Source organism: Ectobacillus sp. OTK (assembly GCF_059698935.1).
Genome location: NZ_AP048547.1, coordinates 1,603,056 through 1,615,169, shown reverse-complemented (window position 1 = coordinate 1,615,169; position 12,114 = coordinate 1,603,056). Strand labels below are relative to the sequence as shown.

Here is a 12,114-nt window from a genome sequence, read left to right as displayed (position 1 = left end):
TTATTCTTCGATCGGAAGGCTATATGTTTCTAAAAATTTTGTATTAAAATCTCCTTTCACAAATGCTTCGTGCTCCAGCAGCTGAAGGTGGAAAGGAATCGTTGTTTTAATACCAGTAATAAAAAACTCATCAAGAGCCCGCTTCATTCTTTGAATGGCTTCCTCTCGATCTTTGCCCCAAACAATGACTTTTGCTACCATTGAATCATAAAAAGGTGAAACCGTGTATCCCGGATAAACTGCACTGTCTATTCTTACACCAAATCCTCCAGGAGGAAGATACATATCTACCTTTCCAGGGGATGGCATAAAGTTTTTCGATGGATTTTCAGCATTCACCCGGCATTCAATAGCCCATCCATTGAATTTGACATCTTCTTGAGTAAATGAAAGCTCATGGCCTGCTGCAACTGCCAATTGCTCCTTAATCAGGTCGATTCCTGTGATGAGCTCCGTTACGGGATGTTCTACTTGGATACGCGTATTCATTTCCATGAAATAAAATTGCCCATGTTTATCTAGGAGAAACTCTACGGTTCCAGCTCCATGATAATGAACGGCTTTAGCCGCCAACACGGCTGCATCTCCCATTTTGCTCCGCAATTCTTCAGTAAGAGCTGGTGATGGTGCTTCTTCAACTAGCTTCTGATGACGGCGTTGGATTGAGCAGTCACGTTCGCCAAGATGGACGACATTACCATATCGATCTCCCATAATTTGAATTTCCACATGCCGAGGCTCTTCCAAATATTTTTCAAGGTATACGCCCGGATTTCCAAATGCAGTTTCAGCTTCACTTTGGGCTTGGCGAATTGCTTTTTTTAGTTCTTCCTCACTATAGGCTACTCTCATGCCTTTCCCGCCGCCCCCAGCGGTTGCTTTCACAATGACAGGAAACCCAATTTCTCCTGCGACCAACAATGCTTCGCCCTCATTTTCAATTAGTCCATCTGTTCCAGGAACAGTTGGTACCCCTGCTTGTTTCATCGTTTCTCTTGCGGTTGCTTTTGCTCCCATCTTGCGGATCGCTTCCGGATTAGGACCAATAAATATAATATTGCACGATGCGCATATTTCCGCAAAATCGGCATTTTCTGCAAGAAAACCGTAGCCAGGATGAATTGCATCCACTTTTGTGGATGTAGCAACACTCATTATATTTGGTATATGTAAATAACTATCCTTTGAAGAGGTCTTGCCAATACAATAGGCTTCATCAGCTAACTTGATATGCAATGCTTCCTTATCGGCTTCTGAATACACAGCAACTGTTTGAATCCCCATTTCCTTGCACGCTCTGATAATCCGAACAGCAATCTCTCCTCGATTAGCGATCAACACTTTCTTGAACATATGATGCTCCCCCTCCTAATCCATGAATTAAGCCTTCTTTATGGCGAACAAAGGCTGTCCATATTCAACAAGCTGTCCTTCTTCCACTAAAATCTCAACGATTTCGCCGCTTACTTCTGCTTCAATTTCATTGAATAGCTTCATGGCCTCTAAAATACAAATGACTGTATCCTTCTGAACCTTTGTTCCGACTTCCACAAAAGGAGCTGTATCTGGATTAGGACGGGAATAGAAGGTGCCGACCATTGGTGCGAGCACTTGATGTATATCATCTTTCTTAAGCTCTGCAGCTGGTTCATCCTTATCTGCCGCATGCTTCACATCTGGTGTTGCTGCCAGGCTGGAAGCTGTTTTACTAAAATGGTCAGTCACTATATTAGCCCCTGGCTGAAGGCTATGAACATTTGATTTATCAATGACAACCTTTGTTCCCCCATGCTCCAATTCAAACTTTTCAATGGATGACTGCTCGATCACTTTAATCAGTTCTTTAATTTCATTTATATTTAACATATTAGATGCTCCTTATTTTTTATATATGAAAATTCATCTGGGGCTACTCACATTTAAAACCAATACCTACTTCTAGCTCTTTCATATTTTTTTCTCTCTCTAGGTATAATTGCTCTGCTTCTTCTAATGTTACAGGGATAAAACGAATGGTTTCTCCTGGCTTTATTTGCGCAACCGCAGATAAATCTACCGTGATAACTTGTGCGATTTTTGGGTATCCCCCCGTTGTTTGCCGGTCTGCAAGCAATATAATAGGATTTCCATCGGGGGGGATTTGAATGGTTCCATAAGACACTGCTTCAGAAATCATCTCCAATTTCTCTTGCAATTGTATAGCCGGTCCTGATGTTCGATATCCCATACGATCAGATTGTGGTGTTACTCTAAATGGCTGTGTAAAAAACTGCGTCTGACTGAGAGGAGTAAACTTGTCAAATTGCCCTCCATGTAAAACACGAATAACGGGCTCTTTTGAAAGTTGTAAAAACGGTTTTGAATCAACAAACCAATTGGTGGTTGTAAATGAATACGCGAAGGTTTTGCGTTTAAGTTTTTCAAAAAGACGGACGGATCGTTTAGACATCTGATTCGTAGCCAGTACATCCTCCCCTTGTAATGCTCGGCCCTTATATCCCCCAATTTCCCCACGCAAATATGTGCTTTTGCTGTTCATGATTTCCGGGATAGCAAAACCACCCGCCACTGCAATGTACGTTCGGCATCCTGACTTATGTGCTCCAAACCGTAGTATACTTCCTTTTTTTACATATATAGGACGCCATAAAGGAACCGGGTCTCCTTCGATTGTTGGGGACAAATCGCCTCCTGTGATAGCTATGAGCATATCTTGTTCGAATAACAAGGTTGGCCCCATTAGTGTAATTTCTAAAGCAGCTTCTCCTTCTTTATTACCAACTAATAAATTAGCTATTCTGAGTGAATATGTATCCATCGCACCGCTAACGATTACTCCATGTTTTTGGAAACCATACCTTCCCAAATCTTGAATACTAGTAAGCAGGCCTGGACGAAGAATCGTGATACTCATGTATTCCCCTCCCTATATTCTCTATACTCTTCGTATGAAATAGAGCGAAACTTAACCACATCCCCGGCTTGAAGCAAGCTTGGAGGATTCTCCTCAGGTAAGAAAAGATTCAGAGGCGTTCGGCCAATAAGCTGCCAGCCTCCAGGGGTTGCAATTGGATAGACCCCGGTCTGCATCCCAGCAATTCCAACAGAACCGGCTGGTATTAATGTTCGTGGTGATGAGCGTCGGGGTGTCGCAATTTGTTCCGATAGTCCTCCTAAAAACGGAAAACCAGGAGCAAATCCAATCATATAAACGAGATATTCTCCACTCGAATGAATATCAATCACCTCATCTGTCATTAGATTGTTGTGTTTTGCCACAATCTCCAAGTCCGGTCCGTATTCTCCTCCATAGCAAACAGGAATTTCAATGATTCGATGCGTGTCCTTTTCTTCTTCTTTCAGGTTCATTACAATATCTTCCATTATAGAATGGACTATTTTGTAAGGGGATACTATTGGATCTAAATGATGAGCCCTTCTCAAATTTTGGTTATATCCATTGCGAACTAGTAATGGATCATAAAAAACGGTAACGCTTGTAAAGGATGGAACACATTCAATAAACCCAGGAAAAGAGTGCTGTTCAAAATAATTGGTTAGCATCTGTACTTTACGATGGATTGTATAATCGATTTCATTACCAAATCGGATAAGAATTGCTGAATCTCCGAATGGTTCTATCCTCATACTTGTTCGAACATCAGCAGCAGTCTGAGCCAATCTAATCACCTCTTTAATAGTGTGTAAACATCCATCAGCAGCAATTACAATGAGAATAGAGCTAAGCTAATGGACATAGGGGTTATCTTCACCTGTCATCTTGGAATTTTAACATTTTACCGAATTTCGGGATTTTAGTTCCGTTTTTTTATCATAGATTAATCGTATCATGTATTTCTCCCAAAAAAAACTAGTGCGTAAAAAAATCTTACGTACTAGTTTTTTGTTATATCACTGATATTGATTCTATCCTGTTTTAGAGCAGCAAGTAGTATAACGTGTCCAAGAGTGATTTGCAGGTGTCTGGAGTTTTTTGAACGAGAATCATTCAACTCATATGGTACATAAAAGTCTATTACGGACTAGTTATATTTATTTTTCCAGCTCTCGTACAAAACGAATATACCGTTATATATTCTCAAGGTTTTTGTACTGGACATCATTAAAGTAAACAACTTCAGAAAGAATCTTACAGCCCTGAATTTTTTTAAAAGCTTCTCTTGCTTCTTTTTCGGCATTAAATTCAAACATTGTAGTATTGTTTTCTGTTGAATACACAGTAATTATCCACATAAAAAATCCTCCTAATTCAAAGATCACAGTTTTCAGCTATCAAAAAAATCAAATGATTTTTCCAGAAATTTTTCATAATTTTTAAAAGGTATTTCTTCTTAAACCTAGAATATTAGTAAACACTCCTCCTTTTCCCGATTTACGGAACAACAATTCTTAATAATGGATTTCATGGCTATTATAATTACCAAAATTTAAAAATACAACCGTTTCCCCTTGAAAATTCTTATTAAAATTTGCTGTTAATTTTTTTGACAAAATTATTAAAAAATTAAGTTATATGTATTAAGATTATTCTATGCACCATATTTGAAACTGTAGTTCCTAAATTCGGGAAATTCAAGAAAAGGATATAGTTTTGAAATGTTTTGGAGAAAACATAATCAAAGTTTTATATTAGGCTATATCCAGAGGAGCTAATAAAATCAACTCTCAATCAGGGGGGATGCCAGTTAGAGCAGTATAAGCATTTTATAGATAGGAGGGTTTTTCTTGTATCAAATTGATTTGAATTGTGATTTAGGAGAAAGTTTTGGAGCTTACAAAATAGGAATGGATGAAGAGGTTCTTCGTTTCATTACATCAGCGAATATTGCCTGTGGATTTCATGCGGGAGACCCGTCTGTGATGCGAAAAACTGTCCAGCTTGCTCTTAAAAATAACGTCAAGATTGGCGCACATCCCGGATTGCCTGATATAGTTGGCTTCGGCCGGCGCAACATCAGTATTTCACCGCAGGAAGCATACGACATCGTCATTTATCAAATCGGAGCCCTTTATGGATTTATTAAAGCCGAAGGCGAAAGAATGCAGCATGTTAAACCGCACGGTGCGTTGTATAATATGGCGGCGAAGGATAGGGAACTAGCAGAAGCCATCGCAGAAGCTGTCTACATGGTAGACCCGCAGCTCATTCTATTCGGCCTTGCAGGCAGTGAGTTAGCACAGGCTGGGGAAAGAATAGGACTCCAAACAGCACATGAAGTATTTGCTGATCGAACTTATCAACAGGATGGTTCATTAACACCGCGAAAACAGCCGGATGCTCTTATACATAGTCATGAGCAAGCCGTCTCCCAAGTTATTCGTATGGTGAAAGAAGGAAAGGTTCTTTCACAACAAGGAGTTGACGTTGCTGTCAAGGCCCATACGGTTTGTATTCATGGAGATGGCCCTGAAGCGCTCGTATTTGCTCGGCAAATTCGGGAAGCTCTTGTGGGCGCAGGCATAATAGTGGAAGCGATTGGATGATAAAAAAGAGATCATAGAGGAGGAATAGAACATGGAACCACTTAAAGTGTCATCGGAAAAAGATGAAAAACGCTCCCCAGTGCCAAAATTAAACTGGAATTTACTAATGGGGGCTGCCTTCTTGATGGCAACCTCGGCAATTGGGCCAGGTTTCTTGACACAAACAACCGTATTTACGCAAAGCCTAGCAGCTAGTTTTGGATTTGTTATCTTAGTTTCAATTATATTGGATATCTTTGCTCAAACTAACATTTGGCGTATTATTGCTGTATCTGAAAAAAGAGGACAAGATATCGCTAATATGGTTTTACCTGGATTAGGGTATCTTCTTTCCTTCCTTATTGTAATAGGAGGACTTGCCTTTAATATCGGGAATATCGCGGGTGCTGGGCTTGGTTTGAATGCTATCACTGGCCTGTCGCCAGAAACAGGTGCTATTATTAGTGCAGTTATCGCTATATTTATTTTCGTTGTAAAAGAAGCAGGAAAGGCAATGGATCGCTTTACACAAATTGCAGGATTTGTCATGATTGGTTTAATGTTATATGTCGCCTTCTCTACGGCTCCTCCTGTCGGTGAGGCTGTTATTAGATCGGTCGCGCCAGAAAAAATTGACATCTTGGCAATCGTAACGTTAGTAGGCGGCACAGTTGGAGGATATATTACATTTGCCGGCGGACACCGCCTATTAGATGCCGGCATAAAAGGGATCGGCTCATTGCCTGAGGTAACTAGAAGCTCTGTTGTTGGAATTTTGATTACCTCCGTTATGCGTATCGCTCTCTTTTTAGCGGTGCTTGGGGTTGTTTCAAAAGGATTAGGATCACAGATTGATCCAACTAACCCTCCGGCATCTGTTTTTCAGCTTGCTGCAGGTAATATCGGCTACAAAATATTTGGTATTGTAATGTTCTCTGCTGCCATTACATCGGTAGTTGGTGCGGCTTATACATCTGTATCGTTTATTCGTACATTTAGTCCTAAACTAGATAAAAATTATAAACAAATTATTATCGGCTTTATTGTGATCTCAACATTGGCATTTGTTTTAATAGGGAAGCCTGTTAAGGTTTTGGTTTTAGTTGGCGCTTTAAATGGTCTTATTTTGCCAATTGCACTTGGTACATTGCTGATTGCCGCTTATAAAAAGAATATTGTCGGTGATTATAAACATCCATTATGGTTGACGATTTCAGGAGTATTTGTTGTAGTAATTATGGCATTAATGGGCGGGTATACAATTATTCAATCGATTCCACAGCTGTTTTAAGGAAAAGCCGCACCTATTCATATTGGAAATCCAGCCGATCTCGGCATTACAGATATTACTCGCCCTGATTTTGGTGATGCTGTTACCATAAACAAAGGTGAAGTCCCTGTATTTTGGGCATGCGGCGCTGCTCCTCAAGCAGTTGCTATGGAGTCAAAGCCCCAATTAATGGTTATACATGCACCCGAGCATATGTTTATTACGGATTTGCGCGATGAAAAGCTCGGTATCCTATAAAATATATAAATCTAGCTAAATCAAAGGGCATGGATAAAAAGTATCCATGCCCTTTGATTTTATATATCACTTGCTATCCATTTAACAAACTTAGCTCAGAAGCCTCCTTCTTCAAGCGTGTAAAAGGCAAAGCCCGGCGGTAAGCGGGAGACGAGTGGGCTTCGGAATCGTTGTGCCTTCCTGCCCAATAAGCTTCTGACTTGAAACATATGTTCCGGGTTGATATGATACAAGTATCTCATATCGAAAAAGGTGACGGCACATGTTGTTGAATTAAAAGTGAAACTTTAAAGGATTCTTCGATAGGATGGAGATGATAGTATGACACAATTTCATCCCCGTAATGGCCGCGTAATTGCTCATTGCGATTGCAATGCATTCTTCGCTAGTTGTGAGATTGCAAATGATCCCGGCCTTGAAGGTAAAGCAGTTGTCGTAGCAGGGAATTTAAAACGAAATGGCATGATTATAGCAGCTAATTACACAGCAAAAGCTCTTGGTATCTATACAACCATGTCTTTATGGCAAGCTCGCCAAAAATGTCCCGATTTGGTGGTGAAAGCTCCTAACTTTGATTTATATAGGAAAACCTCAGCTAACATATTTACTTTTTTATCCGATATTACTGAGGAAATTGAAGTAGCAAGTATAGATGAGTGCTATCTTGATTTAACGGAGCTTGCCCGGCAGGGAAAAGATCCAATCCTAATTGCTGGAAATGCTCAACAGGAAATCTTTCGCTTATTTCGCATACAAACTTCCTGGGGAATAGGCCCTTGTAAGGTTCTTAGCAAGCATGGAAGCAATTGGAAAAAACCAATGGGACTTACAATTATAAGAAAACGTGATGTCCCGGCCATGCTTTGGCCGAAACCAGTTCATGAGTTACATGGCTGCGGTACGAAGACAGCTGAAAAACTTATAAATATTGGGGTTTTTACGATTGGGGATTTAGCGAACATAGAAGAAGACAAGGCGAGGGACCTTCTCGGGAAAAATGGAGTAATGCTTAGAAATTGGGCAAATGGCATTGATTCCAGACCGGTTGATAAAGACAGAGCCTCGCTTTTCAAAACCATTGGAAACTCAACTACCCTTCAACATAATACGGCAGAGGAACGTATTCTTATAGAAACGTTTGAAAAGCTAGCTAAATCAGTAAGCAGCAGGATGAAACGAAAAAACGTAATTACTTATACTGTTCAAATCACTATTCGATATAACGACTTCAAAACCGTTACAAGAAGTCAAACATTTGTAAATCCTGTTTTTGAGTCAACTGATTTATTACGTTGTGCTATGCAATTATTTAAAAAACACTGGAGCGGCGACAGTGTTAGGCTGTTAGGGATTTCCGCTCAAAATGTAATTGCTCAAAAAGAGGCTGCAAAACAACTCGACCTCTTTAATTTTGAAGAAGAAGCTAAGGAAGTGGAAAAGAAAGAACCATTAGACAAAACTATTACTAAATTAAAGGAAAAGTTTGGGGATACTATTATTAAAACTGGAGCAGAGCTGGATAGAACAAGAGAAAAGAGTGTAACAGAAAAATTCAAAATGCGATTTGATTCAAAGAAATAAGCCTTATTCTCGAACTGGGACTAAGGCTATTTTTATTTAAGATCTTAATGGATTTCATACACAAAGAATTGTTGATCAAGAGTACATAACAAGGCTCAATCCAAAATAGCTTATGTCATTTCAATTCTTTTAGGAAAAGCTAAGCGGCAGGAGAGTTCTATGCCCCTATAAATTGTAAAAGTCAACGAATGTTGCAATTATCTTGTACATATATTGGGATAAGGATAGGATTAGGAGGTCGTTATGTTAGATATATATATAGGGATAATCACATCTTCCGTGTGCACTATACTAGGAGCTATTCCTGCCATGTTTTTACAAGCTATTTCGCACCGCCATAAAGATAACTTACTGGCTTATACAGCTGGAATCATGGTGGCTGCTGCTACTTATGGATTAATTCCTTCTACACTAAAAATCTCTAATTTATTTGTACTTTCAATCGGGATTATCCTAGGAACAATAGTGTTGACACTTTTAGATCGTTATCTTCCTCATATAGATTTGAATCACTCATCTAGTCTATCATTTCAGACAAGTGCACCCTTATTATTTATTGCCATGGCTCTTCATAACGTACCTGAGGGTCTTTCCGTTGGCGTAAGTTACGCAAGTGATTATCAAGATTTAGGACCGGTTGTTTCCTTCGCAATTGCACTACAAAATGTTCCAGAAGGGTTCTTGCTAGCATTATTTCTTATATCAAATCATTCTGGTCGATTTAGAGCGTTTCTGTATGCTGCTATCACCGGATTAATTGAATTTATTTCGTCAATTATAGGTTTTCACTTTACTGGTACGTTTCTATTCATCGTTCCTTATGGACTAGCTTTTGCTGCGGGTGCAATGCTATTTATCGTATATAAAGAACTTATTCCAGAAAGCCATGGTGATGGAAATGAAACATCTGCAACCTTTTCCTTTATTTTTGGCTTACTCTCTATGATAACATTGACAAATTGGTTCCGATAATATTTTAAGCGAAATTATTTTGCAGTGTATTTCTATCAGATTTTACCTCAGAGTACCTCTATGTATCGCTGGGCTGCGCCTTCTCATTCCTTGAGAAAGGAGTATTCGTACATTGAACTATCCGTCACCAGCTTGCTAACGCTCCCTGAGGCGGGCTTTGCCGTAACACGTTTAAAGCGGAGGTCTTTTGTAAGAAAATCACAAAAAAGAACATAGACTGAGCCTCTATGTTCATATTATGATTATTCTTTTTTTCCTTTCCTTGTTTGGGAGGATATGAAGTGATTGTTTCTTTTTTTGTATCTTCTCTTCGCGCTTGCCGTTTTGATTAAGACGCTCGTTTTTCTGTTCTATCTTCTCTTCGCGCTTGTCATTTTGATTAAGACGCTCGTTTTTCTGTTCCACCTTCTCTTCGCGCTTGTCATTTTGGTTAAGACGCTCGTTTTTCTGTTCCGCCTTCTCCTCACGCTTGTCATTTTGATCAAGACTCTCGTTTTTCTGTTTCGCTTTCTCTTCTTGTTTGCCGCTTTGATAAGGGGATTCTTTCTCCTTTTTCACCTTCTCCTCGGGTTTGTTGTTCTGAGGAGTATTGCTCTTCTCCTTCTCTTTTACTGTTTCTTCCTGGGAACCGGTATTGTGCTGTTCTTCAGAGGAAGGATGAGGCGCTTGCTCAATTTGGTTACTTGCCGGCGGGTGCTCTGGAACAGGAGACGGTGATTTTGGAACAACCAAAGGAGATTGTTTAGCTTTTTCCTTTTCCATATAAGCACCGGTACTCATTCTCGATCCCCTGGCGTTCTCCCTCATTTGAACTGTCCCCTCTTGATATACTATCGATACACTCTCTTTGGCATACTTTGTTCTTATAGTTTGTAAAATGGGTTCCAACTTTTGTTGGAACATCTTATTATTATCTACTACAACAGAAGTGAGTGCGACCGGTGTTTCCTTTGTTAAGTATCCGTCTAGTCGACATCGATTTATAACCTGCCCAATTACATCAGACAGCGGCTGCTTCTCCCAGTTCTTAAGCTTCTTTATAATTTGTTCACCTTCTGCATTATAAGCCTCTAAGCGAAGCACTCGAAAATTGCTATCCACGCTTGCTTCTATACTTGGATTTATATCGATGGATACGTAAGCCATAACTTTTTCTTGCCGCCCGTTATAGAAGAACAAAAATGCGACAAGGAAGCAACAACTTATCATAAGTATTGGTTTCAAAAAGGGGAAAGCAAATAAATATTTTCTGTTTGGCAGCAATTCCTCCTCAGTAAACACGATTTCTTGCCCGATTGCATAGTTTCCTTGCTTTTTTATGCACTTCACAAACTTTCCATCGCGGGTAAGGAGCAAAACATTTTTCTTTTGAATCTCTAGAACAATTCCTTTATTCACCGTTCATCCACCCTTTTACATACTCCTTGATGTACATATAATCGCTGCTGAAAATGATGCACATGGCAATGATATACTTTCTATGTCGTTCCAGCGTTTTTCGGCTTGTTCGCACCCGATTTTCCAACCGTTTTAACGGAATTCGTTTCTTTCGAAAGAGCTCTTGCAACATTTGTTCATCTTGTACGACTATTTGAGCGATTTCTATTAAATGCTCCCTTGTATCATGATGCTTCGGTGAGTTGTTTACAAGATCTGTAAATGAAATACGGAATTCATCCAATACCTTTTGAAAATGAAAAATCTCTTCCTTACGGTTCTCATTCTCTATTTCCTTTAAATATTCAGAAAGCGAAACCTGCATATCTATCAAGTTCTGTTCTTGCTGATCTTCTTCTAAAAAGACAAGTTTTTGATGAACTTCTTTTCGTATATAGTCAATCACATCTCTTTTTATAAGAAGCCCAGCAAACGCAAAAAATGATTTTCCCTTGTGATACGAATACTTCTCTATGGCCTGATGGAACGCAAATAAGCCAATGCTGTACTCATCATCCTGTTCTGTTATGTAACGCTTACAGACGTTGGAAACGACTTTTCGAATAAAAGGCTGGTACTGAACTAAAAATGCGTTTTTGTCACCTTCTCCTGTTTGAAGGCGAAGTACAATTTCCTCTGTTGTTTCTTTCGGTTTAATAGCTTGCAGTAGTAAGCTTAACACAAACTCTCTCCTCCTTTCTTTTCTCTATATAAAATGACATGTTTATCTTTATGCCTTTCTTGCCCGGCTTTTTATCTGTTATGACCATACTGATTTGTACCAAATCAGAAGACTGAATTACTAAACATAATATCAGTAACATAGCTTGAATTTCAAGATTAATAGAATATTGTTTTGGGTGAAGTGATAATATCATGGCAGATAAAGGTTCATTTTATCAAAATTTATCGAAGGAAGACTTCTTTCTCCATTTCGTGAAGGGCGAGGCCCAGAAATAAGCGGGAAACGAATTTCGCTTTTTATGTATTGAAACATAGTTTTCAGGGACGGGACGACCTATGGAACCTGCTAAGAAACTGAGCGTTGGCTTGATTCGCAAGAACAATCCCCCACTTCCAGCATAGCTAAGTGGGGGATTGTTCAATGAGCT

Annotated in this window: 11 protein-coding genes and 1 pseudogene; 5 read left to right on the top strand and 7 right to left on the bottom strand. The window is 39.5% G+C overall.

Features of this window, described 5'->3' with window-relative positions; all coding sequences use genetic code 11:
- The 5 genes from accC to AC6HZ4_RS07890 all read right to left on the bottom strand — a co-directional run bounded on the left by accC (position 1) and on the right by AC6HZ4_RS07890 (position 4,254).
- Positions 1-1,353, bottom strand: coding sequence for an acetyl-CoA carboxylase biotin carboxylase subunit (gene accC / locus AC6HZ4_RS07910; RefSeq protein WP_497494435.1), 1,353 nt, complete (start codon positions 1,351-1,353; stop codon positions 1-3).
- A 27-nt stretch (positions 1,354-1,380) separates the two neighbouring features.
- Complete coding sequence (accB, locus tag AC6HZ4_RS07905; RefSeq protein WP_497494434.1) at positions 1,381-1,866, bottom strand: acetyl-CoA carboxylase biotin carboxyl carrier protein; 486 nt, start codon at positions 1,864-1,866, stop codon at positions 1,381-1,383.
- Between the two features lie 43 nt (positions 1,867-1,909).
- The gene (locus AC6HZ4_RS07900) at positions 1,910-2,914 is read right to left on the bottom strand and encodes a 5-oxoprolinase subunit C family protein (RefSeq protein ID WP_497494433.1); all 1,005 of its coding nucleotides are present in this window, start codon (positions 2,912-2,914) and stop codon (positions 1,910-1,912) included.
- Positions 2,911-3,648: a 5-oxoprolinase subunit PxpB gene (gene pxpB, locus AC6HZ4_RS07895; RefSeq protein ID WP_497495640.1), complete on the bottom strand. Its 738-nt coding sequence runs from the start codon at positions 3,646-3,648 to the stop codon at positions 2,911-2,913. The genes AC6HZ4_RS07900 and pxpB overlap by 4 nt, the downstream gene beginning before the upstream one ends.
- Before the next feature lie 441 nt (positions 3,649-4,089).
- Entirely contained in the window at positions 4,090-4,254 is a 165-nt protein-coding gene (locus AC6HZ4_RS07890) for a hypothetical protein (RefSeq protein WP_497494432.1), read from the bottom strand.
- Positions 4,255-4,746: 492 nt separating this feature from the next.
- Between AC6HZ4_RS07890 and pxpA the strand changes: the two genes are divergently transcribed.
- The 5 genes and pseudogenes from pxpA (at position 4,747) to AC6HZ4_RS07865 (ending at position 9,565) form a co-directional block, all read left to right on the top strand.
- On the top strand, positions 4,747-5,505 hold the full coding sequence (gene pxpA / locus AC6HZ4_RS07885; protein WP_497494431.1) for a 5-oxoprolinase subunit PpxA: 759 nt from the start codon (positions 4,747-4,749) through the stop codon (positions 5,503-5,505).
- A gap of 31 nt (positions 5,506-5,536) precedes the next feature.
- Positions 5,537-6,775: an NRAMP family divalent metal transporter gene (locus tag AC6HZ4_RS07880; RefSeq protein ID WP_497494430.1), complete on the top strand. Its 1,239-nt coding sequence runs from the start codon at positions 5,537-5,539 to the stop codon at positions 6,773-6,775.
- A gap of 12 nt (positions 6,776-6,787) precedes the next feature.
- Positions 6,788-7,012, top strand: a pseudogene (locus AC6HZ4_RS07875) (D-glutamate cyclase family protein); the annotation flags it as partial.
- Positions 7,013-7,333: 321 nt separating this feature from the next.
- Positions 7,334-8,593: a DNA polymerase IV gene (locus AC6HZ4_RS07870; RefSeq protein WP_497494429.1), complete on the top strand. Its 1,260-nt coding sequence runs from the start codon at positions 7,334-7,336 to the stop codon at positions 8,591-8,593.
- A gap of 243 nt (positions 8,594-8,836) precedes the next feature.
- Positions 8,837-9,565: a ZIP family metal transporter gene (locus AC6HZ4_RS07865; protein WP_497494428.1), complete on the top strand. Its 729-nt coding sequence runs from the start codon at positions 8,837-8,839 to the stop codon at positions 9,563-9,565.
- Positions 9,566-9,796: 231 nt separating this feature from the next.
- Here the strand turns inward: AC6HZ4_RS07865 and AC6HZ4_RS07860 are convergent, their stop codons facing one another.
- Together AC6HZ4_RS07860 and sigI are read right to left on the bottom strand one after the other, a co-directional pair.
- A complete protein-coding gene (locus AC6HZ4_RS07860) occupies positions 9,797-10,963 on the bottom strand; it encodes an anti-sigma factor domain-containing protein (protein WP_497494427.1) in 1,167 nt (388 codons plus the stop codon).
- Positions 10,956-11,684, bottom strand: a complete 729-nt coding sequence (sigI, locus tag AC6HZ4_RS07855) for an RNA polymerase sigma-I factor (RefSeq protein WP_497494426.1) — start codon at positions 11,682-11,684, stop codon at positions 10,956-10,958. The genes AC6HZ4_RS07860 and sigI overlap by 8 nt, the downstream gene beginning before the upstream one ends.
- Positions 11,685-12,114 lie beyond the last annotated feature (430 nt).